Source organism: Nonomuraea harbinensis (genome assembly GCF_019396385.1).
Lineage (GTDB): Bacteria > Actinomycetota > Actinomycetes > Streptosporangiales > Streptosporangiaceae > Nonomuraea > Nonomuraea ferruginea.
Genome location: NZ_JAHKRN010000033.1, coordinates 17,652 through 41,015 on the forward strand (window position 1 = coordinate 17,652; position 23,364 = coordinate 41,015).

At 71.3% G+C, this 23,364-nt stretch carries 17 protein-coding genes, 1 tRNA gene and 1 riboswitch; of the genes, 11 read left to right on the plus strand and 7 right to left on the minus strand.

What is annotated here, in order from left to right:
* Window positions 1-156 precede the first annotated feature (156 nt).
* From KME79_RS29065 to KME79_RS45435, 9 genes are read left to right on the plus strand one after another with little or no spacing between them, the layout of a single operon-like run.
* Complete coding sequence (locus KME79_RS29065) at window positions 157-3,237, plus strand: non-ribosomal peptide synthetase (protein ID WP_246640615.1); 3,081 nt, start codon at window positions 157-159, stop codon at window positions 3,235-3,237.
* Window positions 3,238-3,242: 5 nt separating this feature from the next.
* Window positions 3,243-3,419 carry an MbtH family protein gene (locus KME79_RS29070; RefSeq protein WP_219547551.1) on the plus strand — a complete coding sequence of 59 codons (177 nt, stop codon included), beginning with the start codon at window positions 3,243-3,245 and terminating at the stop codon, window positions 3,417-3,419.
* 17 nt (window positions 3,420-3,436) lie between these two features.
* A complete protein-coding gene (locus KME79_RS29075; RefSeq protein WP_219547553.1) occupies window positions 3,437-6,730 on the plus strand; it encodes a non-ribosomal peptide synthetase in 3,294 nt (1,097 codons plus the stop codon).
* Window positions 6,730-7,554, plus strand: coding sequence for a thioesterase domain-containing protein (locus tag KME79_RS29080; RefSeq protein WP_219547555.1), 825 nt, complete (start codon window positions 6,730-6,732; stop codon window positions 7,552-7,554). Before KME79_RS29075 ends, KME79_RS29080 begins: the two co-directional genes overlap by 1 nt.
* Window positions 7,551-8,687 carry an acyl-CoA dehydrogenase family protein gene (locus tag KME79_RS29085; RefSeq protein ID WP_219547557.1) on the plus strand — a complete coding sequence of 379 codons (1,137 nt, stop codon included), beginning with the start codon at window positions 7,551-7,553 and terminating at the stop codon, window positions 8,685-8,687. Before KME79_RS29080 ends, KME79_RS29085 begins: the two co-directional genes overlap by 4 nt.
* Complete coding sequence (locus tag KME79_RS29090) at window positions 8,684-9,619, plus strand: acyl-CoA dehydrogenase family protein (RefSeq protein ID WP_219547559.1); 936 nt, start codon at window positions 8,684-8,686, stop codon at window positions 9,617-9,619. The genes KME79_RS29085 and KME79_RS29090 overlap by 4 nt, the downstream gene beginning before the upstream one ends.
* Before the next feature lie 30 nt (window positions 9,620-9,649).
* A complete protein-coding gene (locus KME79_RS29095) occupies window positions 9,650-11,017 on the plus strand; it encodes an aspartate kinase (RefSeq protein WP_148030675.1) in 1,368 nt (455 codons plus the stop codon).
* Window positions 10,980-12,410 (plus strand): MFS transporter, encoded by a 1,431-nt coding sequence (locus tag KME79_RS29100; protein WP_219547561.1) that lies wholly within the window; start codon window positions 10,980-10,982, stop codon window positions 12,408-12,410. The genes KME79_RS29095 and KME79_RS29100 overlap by 38 nt, the downstream gene beginning before the upstream one ends.
* A 40-nt stretch (window positions 12,411-12,450) precedes the next feature.
* Complete coding sequence (locus KME79_RS45435) at window positions 12,451-13,053, plus strand: CGNR zinc finger domain-containing protein (RefSeq protein WP_246640616.1); 603 nt, start codon at window positions 12,451-12,453, stop codon at window positions 13,051-13,053.
* A 20-nt stretch (window positions 13,054-13,073) separates the two neighbouring features.
* On the opposite strand, the gene KME79_RS29110 is transcribed toward KME79_RS45435, so the two are convergent.
* Window positions 13,074-13,664, minus strand: a complete 591-nt coding sequence (locus KME79_RS29110; RefSeq protein ID WP_219547563.1) for a GNAT family N-acetyltransferase — start codon at window positions 13,662-13,664, stop codon at window positions 13,074-13,076.
* 196 nt (window positions 13,665-13,860) lie between these two features.
* Here KME79_RS29110 and cysD point away from each other — a divergent pair, with 196 nt between their 5' ends.
* Window positions 13,861-14,751: a sulfate adenylyltransferase subunit CysD gene (cysD, locus tag KME79_RS29115; protein WP_148030671.1), complete on the plus strand. Its 891-nt coding sequence runs from the start codon at window positions 13,861-13,863 to the stop codon at window positions 14,749-14,751.
* 8 nt (window positions 14,752-14,759) lie between these two features.
* The gene (gene cysC, locus KME79_RS29120) at window positions 14,760-16,595 is read left to right on the plus strand and encodes an adenylyl-sulfate kinase (RefSeq protein ID WP_219547565.1); all 1,836 of its coding nucleotides are present in this window, start codon (window positions 14,760-14,762) and stop codon (window positions 16,593-16,595) included.
* Window positions 16,596-16,720: 125 nt separating this feature from the next.
* Here cysC and KME79_RS29125 read toward each other — a convergent pair.
* The 6 genes from KME79_RS29125 to KME79_RS29150 all read right to left on the minus strand — a co-directional run bounded on the left by KME79_RS29125 (window position 16,721) and on the right by KME79_RS29150 (window position 23,284).
* Window positions 16,721-16,795, minus strand: a tRNA-Pro gene (locus tag KME79_RS29125).
* Between the two features lie 176 nt (window positions 16,796-16,971).
* Window positions 16,972-18,054, minus strand: a complete 1,083-nt coding sequence (locus tag KME79_RS29130) for a mechanosensitive ion channel family protein (protein WP_308249089.1) — start codon at window positions 18,052-18,054, stop codon at window positions 16,972-16,974.
* Between the two features lie 20 nt (window positions 18,055-18,074).
* Complete coding sequence (locus tag KME79_RS29135) at window positions 18,075-19,070, minus strand: ribonucleotide-diphosphate reductase subunit beta (protein ID WP_219547567.1); 996 nt, start codon at window positions 19,068-19,070, stop codon at window positions 18,075-18,077.
* A gap of 12 nt (window positions 19,071-19,082) precedes the next feature.
* Window positions 19,083-21,248: a ribonucleoside-diphosphate reductase subunit alpha gene (locus KME79_RS29140; RefSeq protein WP_219547575.1), complete on the minus strand. Its 2,166-nt coding sequence runs from the start codon at window positions 21,246-21,248 to the stop codon at window positions 19,083-19,085.
* A 91-nt stretch (window positions 21,249-21,339) separates the two neighbouring features.
* Window positions 21,340-21,536: riboswitch (cobalamin riboswitch) on the minus strand.
* A 32-nt stretch (window positions 21,537-21,568) separates the two neighbouring features.
* Complete coding sequence (locus tag KME79_RS29145) at window positions 21,569-22,486, minus strand: tripartite tricarboxylate transporter substrate-binding protein (protein WP_219547577.1); 918 nt, start codon at window positions 22,484-22,486, stop codon at window positions 21,569-21,571.
* A 75-nt stretch (window positions 22,487-22,561) separates the two neighbouring features.
* Window positions 22,562-23,284: an SAM-dependent methyltransferase gene (locus KME79_RS29150; protein WP_261808453.1), complete on the minus strand. Its 723-nt coding sequence runs from the start codon at window positions 23,282-23,284 to the stop codon at window positions 22,562-22,564.
* Window positions 23,285-23,364 lie beyond the last annotated feature (80 nt).

Consider the following 23,364-nt stretch of genomic DNA (forward strand, 5'->3'; position numbering starts at 1 on the left):
GCGCCCGTACCCGGCCGCCGAAAACTCCGAATCTCACCAGAACCCTCGCCATGCCTGCCGAAGGACCGGTTTCCGCTGTCCGGAAACCACAAATCCGAATGGTCACCGATCTGCCTGGCACGACGATCTGTTGCCGTCGAGAACATCGGGAGCACGATGACACGCCAACCGCATGAGAATCCAGACGAACACCATCTGGCCGCCATTCACTTATTCCTTGGGCCGCACCACGATTTCCCCCGGCGGAGCACCGTCCTCGATCTGTTCCACGCACAAAAGGAGAACGCTCCGGACCGTCCCGCGATCCGCTATCGGGACATCACGGTGAGCTATGCCGACCTCGACGCCTGGGCCAATGTGACGGCCAATCGACTGATCAGCGGCGGTGTCCGGGCCGGACAATTGATACCCGTGTTGATAGCGGACGGGCCCGAATTCCCGATCTCGCTCTTCGGGGTGATGAAGACAGGATCGGCGTTCGTACCGCTTGATCCGGCCTGGCCGGTCGACCGTCTCCGCGCGATCGTGGCCGAGTTGTCGCCGCCCGTCGTCGTGGTGTCTCCGGCGACCGCGGGCATCATCGGCGAACTGGAGCAGGCCCTCCCGACGGTGATCGTCGACTGCGCGGAGCCGCCCGGTCCGGCCGACCGGAAACCGCCGCCGGCCGGCCGCGCGCCGGGGCCGGAAGACCTGATCTACGGGTTCTACACCTCCGGCTCGACCGGCGCGCCCAAGTGCGCGCTCAACCACCACCGCGGCCTGGTCAACAGGCTGACCACGATGTCGCGCCGGTTCGGTGACGGGGCCGAACACGTGACGCTGCAGAACAGCCGGTCCACGTTCGACTCCTCGATGTGGCAGGTGCTGTGGCCGCTGGTGTCGGGCGGGCAGGTCGTGCTGCCGCACCGCGACGGCATCCTCGACCTTGAGGAGACGGCCACGGCCATCGGCCGCTACGGCGTCACGATGACCGACTTCGTGCCGTCCGTGCTGGAGGCGTTCGTGTCGCTGCTGGAGGTGCGCGAGGACCTGCGTGAGGCGACGTCGAGCCTGCGGCGCATGCTGATCGGCGGGGAGGCGGCGGGCGCCGGCGTGGTGCACCGGCTGCGCGCGCTGCTGCCGGGGCTGGAGGTCACCAACACGTTCGGGCCGACGGAGTGCTCGATCGGGTCGGTGTTCCACGACGTCACGGACGCCGACGCCGACCGGATCCCCCTCGGGCGGCCCATCGACAACACCGCCGCGATCCTGCTCGACGACGACCTCAAGCCCGTCCCGGTGAACACTCCCGGCGAGATGTATCTCGGCGGCGAGTGCGTCGGAGCGGGCTACCTCAACGATCCCGAGCGCACCGCGCGGGTGCTCGTGGCCAACCCGTTCCCCCAGATCCCGGGTGGGAAGCTCTATCGGACCGGCGATCTGGCACGGGTCGACGAGGACGGCCTGATGTACTTCATCGGCCGGCGCGACGAACAGGTGAAGCTCGGCGGGGTGCGCGTCGAGCTGGGCGATGTCGCCTCGGCCGTGGCCGACCATCCGCTCGTGGGCAACGCGGTGGCGATCGTGCTCGGCGAGGCGCCCGAGTCCACGCTCGTCTGCTGCGTCACGCCGCGCTCGCCGGACGACCCGCCGTCGCCGGAGCTGCTTCGCGGGTACGCGGCGGAGAAGCTGCCGGCCGAGCAGGTGCCGCACCGGATCGTGGTGCTCGACGCGCTCCCCCTCAACCACAACGGGAAAGCGGACCGCAAGGCGCTGGCCGCCCTCATCGTGGCCCAGACGGCGACGCAGGAGGGCCCGGCGGAGCCTGTCGAGCCGCCGGCCGACCCGATGGAGGAGCTGGTCTGCTCGGCCTGGCGCGACGTGCTCGACCGGGAGCAGGTCTCGGTGGTCGTGCCGTTCTCCGACTACGGGGGCACCTCGCTGCTCGCCTACCGGCTCACCGCCGCGATCAGCGAACGGCTGGGGAGGCCGGTGCCGCCCCGGGACCTGCTCGTCGCCTCGACCGTACGCGCGCAGGCGGCGCGGCTCACCCAGGGCGTCGACGACGACTGCGCCGAGCTCGCCTACATCAGGCACGACCTGGCCTGGAGCCCGCCGCAGACTCTGCTGCTCACGGGCGCGACCGGCTTCGTCGGGGCACACGTCCTGGCCGAGCTGCTGACGCGCTCCAACGCCGGGCTGATCTGCCTGGTGCGGTGCGCCGACCCCGCCGACGGCGCCCGGCGGCTGACCGAGGTCCTCGAACAGTACGGGCTGACGTCCGCCTGGCAGCTGCTGCCCACGGCGCTCAAGACCGGACGGGTCGAGGTGATCCCCAGCGACCTGGGCAGCGAGCTGCTCGGCCTGCCGCAGCGGCGGTTCGACGCGATCGCCTCCACGGTGTCCGGCGTCGTCAACGCCGCGGGCGCGGTGAACTTCCTGTCCGGCTATCTGGACCACCGCCCCGCCAACGTGCTCGGCGTACAGGAGATCATCAAACTCGCCTCGGGCGGCGCGCGCGTGCACACCCTGTCGACCTTGAGCATCTTCCCGCCCGCCGGGCCGGGCGCGCCGCCCGTCACCGAGGACCGGCTCCCGGCGACGGAGGAGGTCGCCGCGGACGGCTACAACCGATCGAAGTACGTCGCCGAGTCCCTGCTCGCCGACGCGCACCGGCAGGGCGTCAGATCCGTGGTGTACCGCCTCGGCGAGGTCTGGCCGCACCGCGCGACCGGCGTGGCCAACCCGGACTCGCTGGCGCACAACCTGTTGTACGCGTGCGCGCGCACCGGATGCGTGTTCCCGACCGGGGCCGAGATCGACGTGACGCCCGTCGACGTGGTCGCCGAGTTCGTGGCCCGCGCGGCGACCGGCGACATCGAGGTGCCCGACGGCGCCATGCACGTGCTGTGGCCGGCCCGGCTGCGCTTCGCCGAGGCGTTCGGCGTGCTCGCCGAACGGTGCGCGCTCGACCGGGTCGGCTACCCCCGGTTCCGCGACCGCCTGGAGGCCATCGCGGAGACCGACGAGCGGCTCGCCGGGCTGCTCCTGCTGCTGCCGCCTCCGGTCGCCGACCAGGACGCGGCACCGGCCGAGTTCGACCGGATGTTCACCGACGGCTCCCGGCACTTCGACACCCGGCGGTTCAGCCGCCACGCGACCTCGCTGGCCAGGCCGGAGACGGACGGGCTCAGGACGCTCGACCGCTACCTCGGTGAACTGACCGGCATTCACGCCTTCGTACCACAAGAAAGGTGAGCGTCATGGAAGAGAGATTCGTCGTGGTGATCAACCACGAGGAGCAGTACTCGATCTGGCCCGCGGGCCGGGAGATTCCGGCCGGCTGGACCGAGGCCGGTACGGAGGGAAGCAAGAGCGACTGCCTTGCACACATCGCGCGGGTGTGGACCGACCTGCGCCCGATGAGCGTGCGACGGTGAAGGAGGAGAACGAGATCATGTCCACACCCGACAAGCGTGACGCAGCCGACATCAGACGCGCCCTGCTGGAGAGGAAGGTCCGCCAGCGCGTGGCGGAGAAGGCCGAGCGGGAGCGGATCGTCCCCGTCCCGCGTACGGGCAAGATGGCCATCGCCGAGCAGCAGCGGTTCCTGTGGTTCCTGCACCAGATGGTCGCGGGCGCACCGGTGTACAACGTGCCGTTCGCGATGCGCCTGCGCGGCCCGCTCGACGTGCCCGCCCTCTCCAAGGCGCTGCGCGGCATCGTCACGCGGCACGAGAGCCTGCGCACCCGGTTCGGCGACGAGCACGGCGTGCCCTTCCAGACGGTCGATCCGCCGCCCGAGACGTGGGACCTGCCGGTGACCGACGGGACCGAGGAGTCCGTCCAGGACTGGATCGACGGGCAGGTGCGCGAGGAGTTCGACCTGCGCAACCACCCGCCGTACAGGTTCGCCCTGCTGCGGCTGGGCCCCGAGGAGCATGTGCTGTCCATCGTCTGGCATCACATCGTCATCGACGGATGGTCCTCGCGGCAGTTCGCCGAGGAGCTGACGGCCCGCTACACCGATCCGGACGGCTCGGAGTTCCCCGAGCTGACCCTCCAGCCCGCCGACTTCGCGGCCTGGCAGCGGCTCTGGCTGCTCAGCGACGGACCGGCCAAGCAGATCGACTACTGGCACTCCGCGGTGGACGGGATGGAACCGCTGGAGTGGCGCACCGACCGGCAGCGCCCGTCGGCGCCCACCGGGGCCGGCCGCATCCACGAGACCCGCCTGCCCGACGACCTGGCGCGGAAGATCCGCGACATGGCCCAGGCCGAGGGGGTCTCCCTGCTCGCCCTGACGATGGCCGGGTACCAGGTGCTGCTGAACCGCTACACCGGTCAGCAGGACATCGCGCTCGGGTCGGTACTCTCCGGGCGGACCCGCTCGGAAGTCGAGCCCATGATGGGGTTCTTCGCCAACACGGTGGTGGTCCGCGGGAACCTGGAGGGCGATCCGGTGTTCCGCGACCTGGTGCACGCCGCCAACGACAACATCCTGGAAGCGATGGCCAACCAGGACGTGCCGTTCGGCCGCCTGGTGGAGGAGCTCAAGCCGGAGCGGCTGCCGGGGCGGAACCCGCTGGTCGCCCACCTGTTCACGCTGCTGCCCGAGCCGATGATCGCGCGCTGGCGGCTGCCCGGCGTCGAGGTCGAGATGCTGACCCCGCAGCCGGAGACGACCCGGTTCGACATCACGTTCCAGATCAACGACCTGCCGGACGGCGGCCTGGGCGTGTGGATCGAGTACTCCTCCGAGCTGTTCGACCACGAGCGCATCGAGCAGCTGGTGGAGCATTTCAGCACGGTCATGGCCGACGCGCTGTCCCGGCCGGACGCCCGGGCGAGCTCGCTGGACATCATGCCCGACAGCGAGTACCTGCGCGTGCTCACCGCGTGGAACCCCGAGCCCGGTGAGCGCGACGAGCGCCTGCTGCACGAGCTGTTCGCGGCGCGCGTGGCCGAGGCGCCCGACGCGGTCGCGATGCGTTTCGCGGGCGAGGACCTGACCTACGCGCAGCTGGACGAGCGGTCCAGCAGGCTGGCGCACGCGCTGGTCGAGGAGTTCAAGGTGACGCCGGGGCGCGTGGTCGGCGTGCTGCTCGAACGCGGCTTCGACCTGCCGGCCGCCGAACTCGGCGTGCTCAAGGCGGGCGGCGCGTGGCTGCCGCTCGACCCGCAGTACCCGGCGGAGCGGCTGGCCTACCAGCTCGGCGACGCCGACGTGGCCGCGGTGGTGACGACGTCGGATCTCGCCGACCGCCTGCCCGCTGAGGTGGAACGGATCCTGCTGGACTCCGACACGCTCGACGGACGGCCGGTTTCGCCGCCTTCCGTGCAGGTGGCGCAGGAGGACACGGCGTACGTCATCTACACCTCGGGCTCGACCGGCACCCCCAAGGGGGTCATGGTCCCCCACCGGGCGGTGGTGAACTTCTGCACCACCTTCCAGCGGATGTTCTCGGTGACGCCGGACGACCGGATCCTGCAGTTCTCCAACCCCGCCTTCGACGTGAGCGTGTCGGACGTGTTCTCGACGCTGACCGCCGGCGGGACCATCGTGGGCGCGCCGCGCTCCGAACTGCTCGACCCGGAGGCGCTGCAGGGGCTGCTGGCCCGCGAGCGGGTGACGATGGTGGACATCCCGCCCGCGGTCCTGGGGCTGCTCGACCCGTCCGAGCTGGACGACCTGCGGGTGTGCTTCATCGGCATGGAGCCGTTCGGCCCCGACCTGGTCAACCGGTGGAGCAAGCCGGGACGGGAGTTCCACAACGGCTACGGGCCGACCGAGGTCACCGTGACGTGCGTGGACTACCTGTGCCCGCCGGAGCCGCTGGAAGGGACGCCGCCCATCGGGCGGGCGATGGCCAACCAGCGGGCCTACGTCCTGGACAAGGGCCTGCGGCCGGTGCCGGTCGGCGTGCCCGGGGAGCTCTACATGGCGGGCGCCGGGCTGGCCGTCGGCTACCTCGGCCGGCCCGACCAGACCGCCGAGAAGTTCCTGCCCGACCCGTTCGCCACCACCCCGGGCGAGCGCATGTACGCCACCGGCGACCTGGTGCGCTGGAACGGTGACGGCAACCTGGAGTTCCTGGGCCGGGTCGACCGCCAGGTGAAGCTGCGCGGGCTGCGCGTGGAGCTGGGCGAGATCGAGCACGCCATCGAGAGCTTCGACGGCGTGCGGCAGTGCGTCGTGACCGTACGCGACGCGGGCACGCCCTCGGCCTGGCTGGCCGCGTACGTGGTCGGCGACGTCGAGCCGGACGAGCTGCGCGAGTTCCTGAGCGGGCGGCTGCCGCTGCACATGGTGCCCACCGACTACGTGCGGCTGGACCAGCTCCCGCTGACCTCGACCGGGAAGGTGGACCACGGGAAGCTGCCCGACCCCCGCCCCGACGGCGGCGCCGGTCAGGCCGAGCTGACCACCGAGACGCAGCGCAGGGTGGCCGAGATCTGGCAGAGCCTGCTGAGCCTCGACCCCGGCAGCGTCGGCGCGCAGGACAACTTCTTCCTGCTCGGCGGCAACTCCCTGCAGGTGACCCAGATGATCTCCCGGGTGCGCGACGCCTTCCAGGTGACGCTCGACCCGCGGCGGCTGTTCAGCTACCCGCTGCTCAGCCAGTTCGCCGCCCAGATCGACGACGCGCAGCACGCGCTGCTCGGCGAGGACGAGGTGGCGAAGCTGGAGGCGCAGGTCGCCGATCTGCCCGAAGAGGAGGTCGATCGGCTGCTGAAGGAGTCGAGCTGATGGCCGGGTCGCACCCCTCCGCCCTGGCGGAGAAACGGCGCGCGCTGCTGGACCTGCGGCTGCGGCGCCGGCGGGAGGAGGCCCTCGCCCAGCAGGAGGCCGCGCCGCCGGAAGGGTGGCCGCGGCCCTCCGGCCGGCGGACGGTGTCCCCGCTCGTGCCGCTCGGCCCGGCGGGCACGGAGCCGCCGCTGTTCCTGGTGCACGCGGCCGGCGGATCGGTGGCCCCCTACGTCGCGCTGGCCGGGCTCCTGGGCGACGACCGCCAGGTCTGCGCCCTGGAGGACCCCGGCCTGCACGGCGGCGCGATCGGGGAACGCTCGCTCGCGGACCTCGCGGCCACCTATCTGGCCGCGGTCCGCGAGGCCCGGCCCGACGGGCCGCTGCACGTGGGCGGCTGGTCGGTCGGCGGCGCGGTGGCGCTGGAGATGGCACGCCAGGACGGCGACGTCGCGCTGACGTTCGTGCTCGACACCGCCGTCCCGGACGCGCCGTCCCGTCCCGGCGACGACGAGCTGAGCGCGTGGTTCGCCTCCGACGTCGCGGCCATGGGCGCCGAACCGGGCGAGGCCGAGCTGGCCGAGCGGTTCCCGGTGTTCGCCGCGAACGTGCGCGCGCTCCTGACGTTCCGTCCGTCGCGGGTGGACAGCCGGGTCGTGCTGCTGTGCGCCGAGAAGTCCGAGAGCGAGAAGCTCAGCCGGTGGCGGCCCTACGCCGACGAGATCCAGGTGGTGCCGGGCGACCACTACACCATGCTCCGACCCCCACACATCGAGGCGCTGGCGGAAGCCATGCGCCACAGATTGAGCGAGGTGAGTGTCCGATGATCCCGGCCTTCACGCCGGAACAGGACAACTTCCGGGAAGAAGTCTGCAAGCTCCTGTGCGAGGACGAGGTGCGCGCGGAGATCGCGCAGTCCCGGCGGACGCCGTACGGGCAGGAGACCGGCCTGCTCGACGTGCATCGGCGGCTGGGCAAGCTCGGCTGGCTCGCGATCAACTGGCCCGAGCGCTACGGCGGAGCGGACGCCACGATCGTGGAGAAGGCGATCCTCACCGAGGAGATGATCCGCCACGGCGTGCCCGACAACGTGCACTCGCTGGGCGTCGACATCGTCGGGAACGCCATCCACCTGTTCGGCACCGAGGAGCAGAAGGAGCGGTTCCTGCCGGGACTCGCACGCGGCGAGATCACGGCCAACGTGCTCTTCAGCGAGCCGGACATCGGGTCCGACCTGGCGTCACTGACCACGCGCGCCGAACCCGACGGCGACGGCTGGCGCCTGCACGGCCGGAAGATCTACAACATGAAGGCGCAGCACAGTGACTTCGCGCTGTGCGCGGCCCGCACGTCGACCGGGCCGGTGAACTTCGCCGGCATCACGCTGTTCCTGGTGCCGCTGCAGTCCATGGGCGTGGTCATCGAGCCGGTGTGGAACCTGTCCGAGGAACGCTTCGACCTAGTGACGCTCGACGGGATCCGGATCGGGCCCGAGGACGTGCTCGGCGAGGCCGACGACGGCTGGCAGGTGCTGGGCAAGGTGCTCCCGCTGGAGCGCACCGGGCTCGACCACTCCGCCAAGGCGGAACGCACGCTGGCCGCGCTGCGCGAGCACGCCCCCCCGGGGTGCGAGCAGCGGCTCGTCGAACTGGACACGCGGGTGCGCGCGGCCCGGCTCCTGGCCTGGCGGTGCGTGGCCAACCTGCACGAGGGCCGGCCCGACGAGGTCCACTCGGCGACCGCGAAATGGTACACGTCGGAGACGGCCAAGGAGGTGTCGGTGGCGGCGGTCGAGATCCTCGGGCCGCGGGCGCTGCTGGACGCACGCGATCCCGACGCGATCGCCGACGGCGTCCTGGACGCCGCGTTCCGGGAGGCGCCGGGGCTCACGCTCGCCCAGGGTTCCTCGGAGATCATGCTCTTCTTCGTCGCCACATCGAAACTGGGGTTGCCGTCATGACCACGATGATCGCCGACTTCTTCGACGAGGAACTGGCCCCGCTGGTACGGCGGATGGCCGACCGGCCGCGCGCGGAGGGCTGGGACGACGACGACAGCCGGGAGACCCGCGCGATGGTGTGGCAGGGGCTGGCCGAGCTCGGCGCGCTCGACGCGTCCGGCCCCGACGCCGTGCGGCTGGCCGAGCTCCTCGGGTCCGTGCTGTACCAGGGCCCGCTGCTCGACACGCTCACCGCGCGGGAACTGCTCGGGGACGACCACATCGGCCGGTCCCCGGTGGCGCTGGCGGTGGCGGACGAGCCGCTGTCCGAGCAGGACGGCGTGGTCTCCGCGCGGCGGACCTTCGTCGGGTTCGCCGCGGAGGTGGACCACTTCCTCCTGGGCGGCGCCGGACCGCGCCTGGCGCTCGTGCCCGCCGGCCATCCCGCCATCACGACGCGCCGGTACGAGGAGACGGGCCGGGGCGAGGCGTACGAGGTCGTCTTCGACGGCGCCCCCGTGACCGCGTGGGCCGACCCCACCCGGTGGGAGGCGGCGCTGGCCCGCGCACGGGTCCGCCAGGCCGCGTACCTGGTGGGTCTGGCCCAGGCGGCGCTCGACCACGCCGTCGGCTACGCGAAGACCCGCCGCCAGTTCGGCCAGCCCATCGGCAAGTTCCAGGGCCTGGCGTTCCGGCTGGCCGAGCTGTCGATGCACATCGACGCGACGCGCCTGCTGGTGCACGACCGCGACGCGGCGGCGCACGCGGCGGCCGACCTCGCGGCGGCGTCGGACCTGGCCCGCACCGTCACGACGCGGACCATGCAGGTCCACGGCGCCGCGGGCATGCGGTCCGACGACGACGCCCAGCTGTACTACCGGCGGGCCGCGGCCGAATCGGTCCGCCTCGGCACACCGGACCAGTTGCGACGCGAAAGCCGGGAGACGCGATGACGATCGTCGTGGCGCAGGAAGAGGAAACCAATGGACCTGGTGATACAGAAGTACGGCGGAACATCACTGGGTGACGCGGGCAAGATCCGTCGCGTGGCGCGGCGCATCGCCGCCGCGGACGGGTCCGTGGTCGCCGTGGTCTCCGCGATGGGCCGCACCACCAACTCCATGATCGAGCTGGCCCGGGACCTCACCGACACGCCGCACGCCCGGGAGCTGGACCTCCTGCTCAGTACCGGTGAACAGGCCTCCGCCGCCGCGCTCGCCATAGCGCTGCACGAGCTGGGCGTGCCCGCCCGCTCGTTCAGCGCGCACGACTGCGGCATCATCACCGACGGAGTGCACGGCCGCGCGCGTATCGTCAACGTCGATCCCGTACGCATCCGCGAATGCGTCCAGGACGGCCACGTCCCCGTCGTCTCCGGCTTCCAGGGCCTGTCCGCCGACAACGGCGAGCTCACCACCCTGAGCCGGGGCGGCTCCGACACCACCGCCGTCGCCCTGGCGGCGGCGTTACGGGCCAGGGTGTGCGAGATCTTCACCGACGTCGAAGGCGTGTTCACCGCCGACCCGCGACACGTCGCCGACGCCCGCAAGGTGGACCGCCTCTTCTACGAGGACATGGCCGAACTGGCCGCCTGCGGCGCCACGGTGCTCGCGCATCCCAGCGTGGAGTACGCCGGCGCCCATCGCGTTCCCGTGCACGTCCGGTCCAGCACGACCGAGGCCGCCGGCACCTGGGTGACCGGCTTCCGCTCGGCCGCCCCGCTCGACGGGGAGCGGTTCACCGCCGTCGGCGTGGCGCACCGGACCGGTCAGCTCCGCTGCCGGCTCGACGGGGTCGACCCCGGCGCCCTGACCACGATCGCCGCCGCGCTGGCCGATCCGATGCCGCCGGTGGACATGCTCGGCCAGCCGGCCGCCGACGCCTCCGCCGGTTCGCTGGGGTTCATCGTGAACGCCGCCGACCGGGACAAGGTGGACGAGGCGCTCGCCGGCCTGCGCGCGGCCGACGCCTTCACCGGATGCCACTGGTCCGGCCCCATGGCGAAGGTGTCGCTGGTGGGCTGCGGTTTCTGTGCCCACCATCCGCAGGTGCGGCTCCTCGTGGACGCGCTCAAGGCCCGCGGCGTCACCGTGACGGACGTGATCGTCCGCGCCCGGCGCATCTCCATCACCTGCGCCGAGCACGACGTGCTCAACGCCGTGACGCATCTCCACCGCATGTTCCTCGGCCCCGGCACGCTCGCGGACGCCCATCCGCACGGCGGTCGCCGCCACGCGGAGCACCGCGCCCACGCGCCGGGACCGCAGCGGAGACATCCGGACCCGCAGTCGACAGAAGCAGAGGGGATACGCCATGAAGGAAGCATCGGCGCGCACGGCCGGAAGGGATGAGAGCACCTTCCGGTCCCGGCATCTCTGGCAGCTCACGGTCATCTGCGGCACCCAGTTCCTGGTCGCCCTCGACTATTCGATCATCAATGTCGCGGCTCCGAGCATCCGCGAATCCATGGACTTCTCCTCCGGTGGAGGCGTCGCGTGGGTTCTTTCCGCCTATCCGCTCGCCTTCTGCGGCTTCCTCCTTCTCGGGGGGAGGATCGCCGATCTGTACGGAAGAAAGCGGGTGTTCATCTGGAGCCTGGCCGGATTCCTGCTCGCCTCGCTGCTGGCGGGCCTCGCCTGGTCGCCGGCGGCTCTCATCGCGGGCCGCGCCCTGCAGGGGGTCGCCGCCGCGTTCATCGCTCCGGCGGGTCTGGGGCTGCTCCAGGCGGCCATCCCGGAAGGACCGCCACGGGAGCGCGCCCTCGGCATCTACGGGTCGGCGCTGTCGGCGGGATTCGTCTCGGGCATGGTCCTCGGGGGCGTCCTCACCGAGTTCGCCGGATGGAGGTCCGTCTTCCTGATCAACGTGCCCATCGTCGTGGCGTTCGGCCTGCTGGCCAGAGCGCATCTTGAGGAGAGCCGGGACAGGCACGCGTCGCGCCACCTCGACCTCACCGGCGTCGTCCTGGCGACCGTGGGCATGGTCGCGTTCGTGTTCGCCCTCACCGAAGGGGAGAAGTACGGCTGGTCGTCGGTCCCGATCCTCGCCTGCGCGGCGGTCGCGGTGCCGGCCGTCGCCCTCTTCGTCTGGGTGGAGTCCCGCAAGGACAACGCCCTCGTGCCGATCTCCATCTTCCGCACGGCCGCCATCGGCGCGGCCAACCTGGTCAATGTCCTGCTGATCTGCTCCTACGGGGGAATGCTCTTCGTCCTCACGCTCTATCTGCAGACGCATCTCGGTCTGGGCGCGCTCCAGACCGGCCTCACGTTCGCGGTCTCGGGCGCGATCGCCATCGTCGTCGGAATCTACGCGGGCAGGTACGTCGAGCGCTTCGGGCTCTACCGGGTCCTCCTGTGCGGGATCGTCATCGAGACGGCCGGCATTCTCATCATGGTGGGCCTGCCGGAAGGCTACGGGTTCGCCCTCGTCCTGATCGGCACCTCCGTGAACGCGTTCGGCCACATCATCGCCCTGGTCACGACGAGTATCGCCGGCACGAACGGCGCCGAGGAGGGGCGGCGGGCCACGGCCGGCGCGCTGCTCAACGTCTCCCAGCAGCTGGGACTGGCCGTGGGGGTGGGAGTCGTCACCTCGGTGGCGGCCCACTTCGCCGCGGCCTCCGGCGGAGCCGTCGACGGCTGGCGCTGGGCGCTCTGGTGCTCGGTCGTCTTCGCGGTGGGGGCGATCGTCGCGACCGTCCTTCTCCGGAAGCGTTTCCAGGGGGAGGCCACGGCTCCGGCCTGACGCCTAGCCAAGGGCCGCGTAACCATTTAAACTAGACGTAATGGTTACTCTAGCTATCAAGGCCCAGTCTCCCTGGCAGGACGCCCACTTCGTCGGCGGCCACCCGGTCCTGGACCTCACGAACACCGTCTTCGACCGCAACCACCCGGCGGAGGACGGCGAGCTGCTGAACACGCCCTCGGACGTCCTGACGTGGTGCGCTTCCGCCGGGCTGTTCGAGGAGACGCCGCCCTTGCCGGAGGCGTCCGCCAAGGATCTCGTACCCGAGGTCCAGTCCGTCCGGGAACAGGCGTGGGCCGTGTTCAGCGCGATCGCGCGCGGCGAGGCGGCGCCGGCCGGGCCCTTCGGCGCGCTTCTCGAACGGGCCGGAAAGGGCGTGGGAGCCGACCAGGTGCAGCGGATCGACGCCGCGCTCGACCGGTTCACCGCGGACTGGACGGCGCCGGGAGCGATTCCGGCCGTCCTGTCGCTGCTGGCGGTCCACGCGGTGTTCACCCTTCCGTCCGGCCGCGTCAGGGCCTGCGGGAGGTGCGGCTGGCTGTTCCTGGATTCCTCGCGGGGCGGACGCCGCCGCTGGTGCAACATGAGCATCTGCGGGAACCGGGAGAAGGCGCGCCGCCACCGTCAGGGCCGGACGCCCTGACCGGCGCGCCTTCCCAGGGATCAGGTGAGCTGCCGCCGCATGATCGGCCGGTCCTTGCGCGGGCGAGCCACCTCGGAGAACCCGGCCTTGAGGAAGGCGCTGGCTATCCCCGTCATCGCCGTGTCCGAGCCCGCGCGTTTCCCCTCGGGAGGCTCGACCGGATACCCCTCGGCGGTCGAGTAACCCTCGGACGCCGCGTACGCGCAGACGGCTTCGAGGATGCCCGGCAGCAGCCCGGAGCCACGATGCTTCTTGTGGACGAAGACGCACGCGAGCGCGCAGACCGGCTCGTCGTCGACGCTCGACAGGAGCGGCGAGCGTTCGAGCCTCGGGAACGCGGAGCGCGGCCCGAGTGAGCACCACGCCACCGGCGCGCCGTCGTCGTAGACGATGACGCCCGGCACCGGTTTCCGCTGGGCGAGACGGCTCATGGCCTTCTTGTTCCCTTCGCCCTTTCCTTCCGTCCACTCCGCGATGGAGAGCCGCCAGTGCATGCACCAGCACCCCCGGGCGCCTCCGTTGGCGCCGAGAACCGTCTCGAAGTCGTTCCAGGTCTTCTTGGACAGCTCTTCGACGGTCAAAGAGCCGTTCCGCTTGCCACGAGCGTTCATCCGCCACACCGCCGATCTGGTTGTTCGTAGCGTTTCCGGCCGCGCGTCCTGGGAAGTTGATGACCTCTCCTCCGCTCGGCCGGTCCGGGTCTTGCGTGAGACCGAGTAACCCGATATCACCTATTTATAGGTTACTATAGACACGTACGGCCGCGAAGACGGTCTATCTGGCACAGCGACGACGGAGGGTCTGCACATGGCCGGAGAAGACGTCCTGGACATGCTCGAAGCCGAGGCGATCCATGTGCTGCGCGAGGTCGCCGGCGCGTTCCGCCGCCCGGTGCTGCTGTACTCGATCGGCAAGGACTCCTCGGTGCTGCTGCACCTGGCGATGAAGGCGTTCGCGCCGGGCCGGATGCCGTTCCCCGTGGTGCACGTCGACACCGGCTGGAAATTCCGCGAGATGATCGCCTTCCGGGACGAGACGGCCGAGCGGCTGGGGCTCGACCTGCGGGTGCACACCAACCCCGAGGGAGCCACGCCGTTCACCCACGGCGCTCACGAGTACACGCGGATCATGAAGACCGTCACGCTGCGCCGGGCGCTCGACGACGGCGGGTTCGACGCCGCGATCGGCGGCGCGCGACGCGACGAGGAGCGGTCACGGGCCAAGGAGAGGATCTTCTCGCTGCGTGAGCCCGGTCATCGCTGGGAGCCGCGCTCGCAGCGTCCGGAGTTCTGGTGGCGGGCGAACACCGAGCTGGCGGAGGGCCAGACGATGCGGGTGTTCCCCCTGTCGAACTGGACGGAGCTGGACGTCTGGCGCTACATCAAGCGAGAGGACATCCCCGTGGTGCCGCTGTACTTCACCGCACCCCGCCCGGTCGTCGAGCGGAACGGCTCGTTGATCATGGTGGACGACGAGCGCTTACCGCTGGAGCCCGGCGAAGAGCCGCGACTGCGCCACGTACGGTTCCGCACACTCGGCTGCTACCCGCTGTCCGCGGCGGTCGAGTCGAAGGCGGCGACCGTCGACGAGGTCATCGACGAGATGAGACGCGACCGCAGGTCCGAACGCGCCGGCCGGCTCATCGACGGTGAGGGCGGCACCTCCATCGAGAGCAAGAAGTCGGAGGGATACTTCTGATGATCTCCATGCTTCGAGTGGTCGCGTGCGGCTCGGTCGACGACGGCAAGTCCACCCTCATCGGCCGGCTGCTCGCCGGCACCGGCGGCGCCACCGACGACCAGCTCGACTACGCGCGGCGGACCAGGCGCGGCGGTTCCACGATCGCGGCGGGCGCGGTGGACTACTCACTGCTGACCGACGGGCTGGAGGCGGAGCACGAGCAGGGCATCACCATCGACGTCGCCCACCGTTTCCTGGACCTGCCGTCCGGGCGCCGGGTGATCATCGCCGACGCGCCGGGACACGAGCAGTACACCCGCAACATGGCGGTCGCGGCGTCCACCGCGGACGTCGCCGTGTTACTCGTCGACGCCACCAAGGGGGTCCGCGAGCAGACCCACAGACACCTGGCGATCTGCGCGTTGATGGGTGTGCGGGCGGTCATCGCGGTGGCGAACAAGCTCGACGCGGTGGACTACGACCAGGCGGTGTTCGAGAAGCTCGCGAGCGAGGTCCTGGCGGCGGCGAACGGCCTCGACATGGCGGCGAGCGTGATCCCGGCCAGCGCCGTCCAGGGCGACAACGTGGTCGAGCCCTCGCCGAACCTGCCCTGGTACGACGGGCCGACGCTGCTCGGCGCGCTGTCGGAGTGGGAGCCGGCCGAGGGGTCGCGGGCGGACGACGCCGGCGGCTACCGGCTGCCCGTCCAGTACGTGATCCGGGCGGACGACTTCCGCGGTTTCGCGGGCACGGTGATCGGCGCCCCCGTCCGGCGGGGCGACGCCGTCGCGGTCGCCGGCAGCGGGGTCGCGTCCAGGATCGACCGGCTGATCGGCCCCGGCGGCGGCGACCTCGACCAGGCCGCCCCCGGCACCCCGGTGACGGTGACGCTGGCCGACGACGTCGACGTCCGGCGCGGGGACCTGCTGACCACGCCGGAAGCCCTGGGCGACGGACTGTCCCCGGCCACGGCGTACTCCGCCACCCTGATCTGGACCGCCGAGGAGCCGCTGCGGCACGGCCGCTCCTATCTGATGCTGGCCGGGCCGCGGACCGTGCCCGCCACGGTCACGGCCGTGCGCGGCCGGATGGAGGTGGTGTCCGGCAAGCGGCTCGCCGCGCGCACCCTCGGCCTCAACGACATCGGCACGGTCGAGCTGGCCACCGACACCCCTCTCTGCCTGGACGGTTACCAGGAGTGCCGGGACACCGGCAGCTTCCTGCTCGTGGACCGGGTCAGCAAGGAGACGGTGGCGGCCGGCATGGTCCGGCACGCGCTGCGGCGCGGCCGCAACGTCGTCCGGCAGACCTTCACCGTCGACCGCGACGCCAGGCAGGAGCTGAAGGGGCAGCGGGCCAAGGTGCTGTGGCTGACCGGGCTGCCGGGGTCCGGGAAGTCGACCATCGCCAACGCGCTGGAGCGGCGGCTCCACGCCATGGGGCTGCACACGTACGTGCTCGACGGCGACAACGTCCGCAGCGGACTCAACAGAGACCTCGGGTTCACCCCGGGAGACCGGGCGGAGAACGTGCGCCGGGTCGCCGAGCTGACCCGCATCCTGCTGGACGCCGGGCTGATCGTGATCGTCGCGCTGGTCTCGCCCTTCCGGACGGACCGGGCGGCGGCGCGGAGCCTGTTCCCGCCGGGCGACTTCGCCGAGGTCTGGGTGGACACCCCGCCCGAGGTGTGCGCGAGCCGGGACCCGAAGGGCCTGTACGCCCAGGCGAAGGCCGGCAGGCTGCCCAACATGACCGGCCTCGGCCAGGCCTACGAACCGCCGGAGCACCCTGACCTGGTGGTCGACGGCTCCGGATCGCCCGACGAGGTGGCGGAGAAGCTGGCCGGACTGCTGCAGGGTTAAGAGAGGTGGGCCCCGGGCCGGGCTGGCGTGGGCCGTGCCCGGGGCGGAGGGCCGTGTCCGGCCGGGGGTCGCCACTCCCGCCGGTCCAGATCAGTGCCCGCGGCCCTCTTCTTTCAGGGCCGGTGTCCGAGTGGCAGGATTCGAACCTGCGACGCTCCTGCTCCCAAGGCAGGCGGGCTGCCAAGCTGCCCCACACTCGGGTGGTGAAGAACCGCCTGTGAACCCCGGCGGCCGGGTCGGGTCAGCCGGATGCCGGGCAGGCGCCGGGAGACGGGGCAAGCGGTTCGCGCTTCAGGCCGGTCACTGCTCGCCCCCTTTCTCCTCGGTCTTGACGCTGTCAACGCTAGACCGATGATCGGCCGGAGCGCCAGCGGTTTTACGGCGAGCCGGGCTCGCCGGGCCAGGGGACGCCCGCCCGGGTCTCGGGCGACTCGACGCGGAAGCGGGGCATGGCCTCGGGATGGTTCTCGCGCACGTACGTGATGAGCTGCTCGCGCACGTCGCACTTGAGGTCCCACGCGGAGGCCGAGTCCGCGGCGCTCATCAGCGCGCGCAGCTCGACCAGGCCGTTCAGCTGGATGTCGGTGACCTGGAGGGTCCAGTCCTTCTGGTCCCACAGCGGGTTGGTCTGCAGGTAGCGGTAGAGCTCCTCACGCAGCTTCTCGACCGGCACCGACCAGTCGACGCGCAGGTAGACGACGGCGAGGACCCGGCTGCCGTGCCGGGTCCAGTTCTCGAACGGGTTCTGCGTGAAGTAGGAGACAGGCAGGACCAGGCGCCGCTCGTCCCACAGCCGCACCACGACGTAGGTGAGCGTGAGCTCCTCGATCCTGCCCCATTCCTCCTGCACCACGACGACGTCGTCCAGGCGCAGCGCGTCGCTGAAGGCGAGCTGCAGCCCGGCGAGCATGTTGCCGAGCGTCGGCTGGGCGGCGATGCCGACGACCGCGCCGGCGATGCCCGCGGACGCGAGCAGACCCGCGCCCAGCGCCCGCACCTGCGGGAAGGTGAACAGCATCGCGCCGAACGCGATCACCACGACGGTCGCGGTGGCGACCCGGCGCACCAGCGTGATCTGCGTCTTGATGCGGCGGGCCCGCCGGTTGCGCTCCCCCTCCACGAGGTCCAGGCGCTCCAGGGCGACGTCCGTGAACGCGTACGTCGCCTGGATGATCAGCCAGGTCGCCGCGCCGATGATGAGCAGCGTGACGACCCGCTCGACGGACTCGCCGAACGCCCGCTGCTGCGGCTCAGGGCCGATCATCAGCGGATAGAACATGATGTTGAACGTCATCAGCAGGACGGTCGTCACCACCGGCCAGTGGCAGTGCTTGACCAGGCGGCTGCTGAAGGTCCACTTGCGCCCGACCCTGAGGAGCACCTGCCGGGTCAGCTCCAGGACGATGACCGCCCCGATCATCGCGCCGGCCAGGTTCAGCCAGGCGCTGGAGAACTGCACGTGAGCGACCCCCCGAAGATTCAGAAGTTCTCGTCAAAACTCACATTGCCCTCAACCGCCACCTGATAAGCGGACACCCGGCGTTCGAAGAAGTTGGCCAGCTCCTGCACGTCCTGGAGCTCCATGAAGGCGAACGGGTTCTCGGTGCCGTAGCGGCGGGGCATGCCCAGCCTGACCAGCCGCTGGTCGGCGACGTACTCCAGGTAGGCGCGCATCTGCTCGGCGGACATCCCGGGCATGCCGTCGCCGCACAGGTCACGGGCGAAGGCCAGCTCGGCGGCGACCGCCTCCTCCAGCATGCGGCCGACCTGCTCGCCCAGCTCCTCGTCGAACAGCTCGGGCTCCTCGGCGCGGACGGTGTCGACGACGCTGAACGCGAACTCCATGTGCATGGACTCGTCGCGGAACACCCAGTTCGTCCCGGTGGCCAGCCCGCTGAGCAGGCCGCGGGAGCGGAACCAGTACACGTACGCGAAGGCGCCGTAGAAGAACAGGCCCTCGATGCAGGCGGCGAAGCAGATGAGGTTGAGCAGGAACCGCCGCCGGTCGCCCGCGTTCTCCAGACTCCGCAGGTCGCCGATGGAGTCGATCCACCGGAAGCAGAACTCGGCCTTGTCGCGGATCGACGGGATGTGCTCGATCGCGGCGAACGCCTTGACCCGCTCGTCCGGGTCGGGCAGGTAGGTGTCGAGCAGCGTCAGGTAGAACTGCACGTGCACCGCCTCCTCGAACAGCTGCCTGCTCAGGTAGAGCCGGGCCTCGGGGGCGTTGACGTGCTGGTAGAGGTTGAGCACCAGGTTGTTGGCGACGATCGAGTCACCGGTGGCGAAGAACGCGACCAGCCGGTTGATCAGGTGCCGTTCCTGGGCGGTCATCCTGGCCAGGTCGGCCACGTCGGAGTGCAGGTCGACCTCCTCCACCGTCCAGGTGTTGCGGATGGCGGCCCGGTAGCGCTCGTAGAAGTCCGGGTAGCGCATCGGGCGCAGGGTGAGGTCCATTCCGGGATCGAGAAGCATGAGGGGATCTCCTTACTGGCAGGCTTCGCAGACGTCGGGGTTCTCCAGCGAGCAGGCCACCTGCTCGACGGCGGCGGCCGGCTGGACGGTGGTCTGCGCGATGCGGGTGGCCGGGCGGGAACGCAGGTAGTAGGTGGTCTTCAGGCCCTGCTTCCACGCGTAGGCGTACATCGACGAGAGCTTGCCGATGGTGGGGGCGGCCATGAACAGGTTGAGCGACTGGCCCTGGTCGACGTACGGCTGGCGGGCGGCGGCCAGGTCGATGAGCGCCTTCTGCGGCAGCTCCCAGGCGGTGCGGTAGAGCAGCTTGAGGTCGTCGGGGATGCCCGGCAGGTGCTGCACGGACCCGTCGGCGCGCTTCAGCCCGTCGCGCGTCGCCTGCGTCCACAGCCCGCGTTCCCGCAGGTCGGCCACCAGATAGCGGTTGACCTGGAGGAACTCGCCGGACAGCGTCTCGCGCTTGAACACGTTGGACACCTGCGGCTCGATGCACTCGTAGCAGCCGGCGATGGACGCGATGGTGGCCGTCGGCGCGATGGCGATCATGAGCGAGTTGCGCAGCCCGGTGGCGGCGATCTTCTCGCGGAGCGCGTCCCAGCGCGGCGAGGCGGCGGCGGCGTAGTGGTCGGGGTGCAGCACGCCCGCCGCGGCGCGGGTGTCGTCGTACGAGGGATGCCGCCCGCGTTCGGCGGCCAGGTCGGCCGAGGTGTCGTAGGCCGCCAGCGCGATCTCCTCGGCGATGCGGGTGGACAGCTCCAGCGCCCGCGGCGAGTCGAACGGGAGGCGGAGCGCGAAGAACACGTCGGCCAGCCCCATCACGCCGAGCCCGATCGGCCGCCAGCGCCGGTTGGCCGCCCCGGCCTCGGGCGTCGGGTAGAAGCCGAGGTCGATGGTGCGGTCGAGGAAGCGCACGGCCGTCCGGACGGTGGCGCGCAGCCGCTCCCAGTCGAGGCCGTCGCGCCCGTCCAGGTGGGCGGCGAGGTTGACCGAGCCGAGGTTGCACACCGCGGTCTCGGCGTCGCTGGTGACCTCCAGGATCTCGGTGCACAGGTTGGACAGGTGGATGACGTTCTCCGGCCGGGCGGTCTGGTTGGAGGTGCGGTTGGCCGTGTCCTTGAACGTCATCCAGCCGTTGCCGGTCTGCGCGAGCGTCCGCATCATCCGCCCGTACAGGGTCCTGGCCGGGATCCGCCGGGTGTGCCGGCCCTCGGCCTCGTAGGCCCGGTAGGCGCGGGTGAACGCCTCGCCGTGCAGGTCGGGCAGGTCGGGGACGTCCTTGGGGTCGAACAGCGACCAGTCCTCACCGGCCTCGACGCGGCGCATGAACTCGTCCGGCACCCAGTTGGCCAGGTTGAGGTTGTGGGTGCGGCGGGTGTCCTCTCCGGTGTTGTCGCGCAGCTCCAGGAACTCCTCGATGTCGGCGTGCCAGGTCTCCAGGTAGACGCAGGCCGCGCCCTTGCGCCGGCCGCCCTGGTTGACCGCCGCTACCGAGGCGTCGAGGGTGCGCAGCCACGGCACGATGCCGTTGGAGTGGCCGTTGGTGCCCCGGATGAGCGAGCCGCGCGAGCGGACCCGGGTCCACGAGATGCCGATGCCGCCCGCGTACTTCGACAGCCGGGCGACCTGCGCGTACCGGTCGTAGATCGCCTCCAGCTCGTCGCGCGGCGAGTCGAGCAGGAAGCACGACGAGAGCTGCGGGCGGCGCGCGCCCGCGTTGAACAGGGTCGGCGAGCTGGGCAGGTAGGACAGCGTCGCCATCAGCCGGTAGAGCTCGGCGGCCTCCGCGACGGTCTCCGACAGCCCGCAGGCGACCCGCAGGAAGAAGTGCTGGGGCCGCTCCAGCACGGTCCGGGTGACCGGGTGGCGCAGCAGGTAGCGGTCGTAGACGGTGCGCAGCCCGAAGTACTCGAACCGCTCGTCGGCGGCGTCCGAGACGAGCGCGTCCAGCTCGGCGGCGTGCGCGGCGACGAACTCCGCCAGGCCGTCCTGGATCAGCCCCGCCGCGTGGGTGGCGGCGATCGAGCCGGAGAACGAACGCACCCCGTGCGCGGCCGCCTCGTCGGCGATCTCCTCGGCGAGCAGCCCGGCGGCCACCCGCGAGTTCGCCGGGTCGGCGATCACCCGGGCCGCGGCCTCCTCGATGGCCAGGCGCCGATCACCCTCGACGATCTGTGTCACGTGCTCTCTCCTCGCGAGCTCATCCCCGTGAGGGCGCGCGAGAGCACGGCGGCGCACGCCGCTAGGCCCCCGGGCCCTCCCTCGAGGCCCTGGACATGGTCCATCGCCGGCAGGTCTTCGGGCTCGCGGGCGTCTCGCACTCTCCTACTGGCCGTCGCTTCCCGGATCTCTCCAGTGCTCGTTGACGGCGGTCGTTCCCGCTCACCGCTGCGGGGCAGCCCCGGAATCGCACCGGGTTCCCTTTTGCTCCGCCCCGGGCGGGGGCGAACCGGCGAACGATCGAGATCCTACATCTAGTGGCTGCTTTCGCAACCGCCACATCATGTTGTGCCCTTGCCGCTTTCGAGGAGGCCGAGATCGCGGAGCACGGCCTTGGTGCGGCGGACCTCGGAGACGACCCAGGCGGCGAAGCGGTCGCCGGCCAGCGGGATCGGCATCCAGTCGCCCTCCCGGCAGGTACGCTGCCAGCCGGGCGAGCCGGTCACCTCCTCGCACATGCCGATGGCCGCCTCGCGGCTCTCCTGCGGCATGCCGCCGGGACCGACGGCGGCGCACCAGCTCGCGAAGTCCACCCGGACCCCGAGCTCCAGCAGGCTGGGCGCGTCCAGCCCGGGGAACCGCTCGGCACAGGACACGGCCAGCACCCGGACCCGGCCCCGGTCGATGTACGGGCGCCAGCCGGCGAGCGGGCCCGTCGCGGCGACGGCGCGGCCGGCGAGCAGCGCGGTGGCGACCTCGGAGATGCCGGGGTAGCCGGTGTAGTCCACCTGCCGGGTGTCGGCGCCGAGCCCGCGCGCGATGAGCCCGAACAGCAGGTGGTCGGGGGCGCCCTGCGGCCCGCCGGCGAGCGGGGTGCCCGTGGGGTCGGCGCGCAGGCGGGCGCCGAACGCGTCGAAGGTGGCCGGACCCGAGTCCCGCGGCACCAGCACCACCTCGACCTCGCCGGCCAGCCGGGCCAGCGGGGTGGTGCCGTGCAGGGGCGACTCGGCCGCGTTCAGCTCGGCGGCGGCGAGCGCGGGCAGCCCGGTGATGGTGATCGTGGTGACCGGCCCGGCCCCGCCGACCGGGTAGCCGGCCCCGCGGGCCATCTGGGTGAACGCCTCGGCGACGCGGCTCCAGCGCTCGCCGCCGCCGAGGATCTCGTACGCGCCCGGCGCGCGTCCGGCGTGACGGTCACCGCAGCCGGCCAGGCAGGCGGCCACTCCCAGGCCTGTCACGAGGAACCGCCTGCGCCGCATGACCCGCCTCCCCCGAAGTGTCCACTTCAGGTTATTTACAGATCACGCAGAGTTACACATGCCGGATATCACCTACTAAGGTTTCCAAGCCATCCCGGCCAGCAGCGGCAGCCGTGTGGCGCCGACCAGGCGTGGCCGGTCGGGCCGCCACTCGTGGGCCTGCACCAGACCGGGCTCGATCATGACGAAGTCACCGAAGAACGCCTGGATCTCCTCCGGTCCCCGGCCGGTGCCGCCCGCCGGGGCGTCGCCCGACGAGGTGGCGTGCGCGATGGCCAGGTGGCTGCCCGGCGCCAGCGCCTCCCGCAGGAGGGCGACCACGGCGTGCGGGTTCATGCTGTCGGGCACGAAGTGGAGCACCGACACCAGCAGCACCCCGACCGGCCTGGCCGGGTCGAGGAAGCCGGCGGCGCCGTCCAGCATCCGCGCGGGGTCGAGCAGGTCGGCCTCCACGAAGACGGCCCCGGCCTGCTCCTCCAGCAGTTCGCGGCCGTGCGCGGCCACCACCGGGTCGTGGTCGACGTAGACGACCCTGGCGTCCGGGACCACCTCGTGCACGTTGCCCTGGGTGGGCAGGCCGCTGCCCACGTCCAGGAACTGGGTGACGCCCTGCGCGGCGGCGTAGCGGACCGCACGCTGGAGGAACTCCCTGGCGGCCCGCGCCTGCGGCACCGCCTCCGGTATCAGGTCCGCCAGCCGGTCCAGGGCCTCGCGGTCGACCGCGAAGTTGTCCTTGCCGCCGAGCAGGTAGTCGTACATTCGGGCGAGATTGGGAGTGTCGGGGTCGGACTGGGGCACATTTTCGACCCTAGGCGCTCCCCTCCCGGGGCGACACCGGCCGGATTCCGACTATGACCCAGCCGAACGGTAAGGGTTTG

What these genes read in the sequence shown, in the direction of transcription:
- KME79_RS29075 (WP_219547553.1), top strand. Translation starts at nt 3,437, where the DNA reads ATGTCCACACCCGACAAGCGTGACGCAGCCGACATCAGACGCGCCCTG.
- KME79_RS29095 (WP_148030675.1), top strand. Translation starts at nt 9,650, where the DNA reads ATGGACCTGGTGATACAGAAGTACGGCGGAACATCACTGGGTGACGCG.
- KME79_RS29135 (WP_219547567.1), bottom strand. Translation starts at nt 19,070, where the DNA reads ATGCTTCTCGATCCCGGAATGGACCTCACCCTGCGCCCGATGCGCTAC.
- cysC (WP_219547565.1), top strand. Translation starts at nt 14,760, where the DNA reads ATGCTTCGAGTGGTCGCGTGCGGCTCGGTCGACGACGGCAAGTCCACC.
- KME79_RS29085 (WP_219547557.1), top strand. Translation starts at nt 7,551, where the DNA reads ATGATCCCGGCCTTCACGCCGGAACAGGACAACTTCCGGGAAGAAGTC.
- KME79_RS29145 (WP_219547577.1), bottom strand. Translation starts at nt 22,486, where the DNA reads ATGCGGCGCAGGCGGTTCCTCGTGACAGGCCTGGGAGTGGCCGCCTGC.
- KME79_RS29110 (WP_219547563.1), bottom strand. Translation starts at nt 13,664, where the DNA reads ATGAACGCTCGTGGCAAGCGGAACGGCTCTTTGACCGTCGAAGAGCTG.
- KME79_RS29100 (WP_219547561.1), top strand. Translation starts at nt 10,980, where the DNA reads ATGAAGGAAGCATCGGCGCGCACGGCCGGAAGGGATGAGAGCACCTTC.
- KME79_RS29090 (WP_219547559.1), top strand. Translation starts at nt 8,684, where the DNA reads ATGACCACGATGATCGCCGACTTCTTCGACGAGGAACTGGCCCCGCTG.
- cysD (WP_148030671.1), top strand. Translation starts at nt 13,861, where the DNA reads ATGGCCGGAGAAGACGTCCTGGACATGCTCGAAGCCGAGGCGATCCAT.
- KME79_RS29065 (WP_246640615.1), top strand. Translation starts at nt 157, where the DNA reads ATGACACGCCAACCGCATGAGAATCCAGACGAACACCATCTGGCCGCC.
- KME79_RS29070 (WP_219547551.1), top strand. Translation starts at nt 3,243, where the DNA reads ATGGAAGAGAGATTCGTCGTGGTGATCAACCACGAGGAGCAGTACTCG.
- KME79_RS45435 (WP_246640616.1), top strand. Translation starts at nt 12,451, where the DNA reads ATGGTTACTCTAGCTATCAAGGCCCAGTCTCCCTGGCAGGACGCCCAC.
- KME79_RS29080 (WP_219547555.1), top strand. Translation starts at nt 6,730, where the DNA reads ATGGCCGGGTCGCACCCCTCCGCCCTGGCGGAGAAACGGCGCGCGCTG.